Below are 256 nucleotides of genomic sequence, written 5' to 3'. Positions count from 1 at the left end.
CGGGGGGAGCGCGGGACCCCGCCTGGTAGTAGCCAAGCGATGGGGTGACGCAGGAGGGCAGCTCCGCCAGCTAGTGGTAGTGCTGGTGCAAGCGTGTAGGCCGGTGTACAGGCAAATCCGTACACCAGACAGGCTCAGACGTGACGCATAGCCGGTTGAGGCGAAGCAGAGTGATCCCATGCTGCCGAGAAAAGCCTCTAGCGAGTTCCTACGCGACCCGTACCCCAAACCAACACAGGTGGTCAGGTAGAGAATA

Annotated in this window: 1 rRNA gene; it reads left to right on the top strand. The window is 61.3% G+C overall.

Annotated features, from left to right (window positions below):
• A 23S ribosomal RNA gene (locus tag QSK03_RS33010) occupies nt 1-256 on the top strand; the annotation flags it as partial.

It is taken from the genome of Actinomycetospora sp. NBRC 106375 (assembly GCF_030269665.1).
Lineage (GTDB): Bacteria > Actinomycetota > Actinomycetes > Mycobacteriales > Pseudonocardiaceae > Actinomycetospora.
Note: the sequence above shows the minus strand (reverse complement) of the source record. Positions and strands in the feature narration are given on the sequence as shown.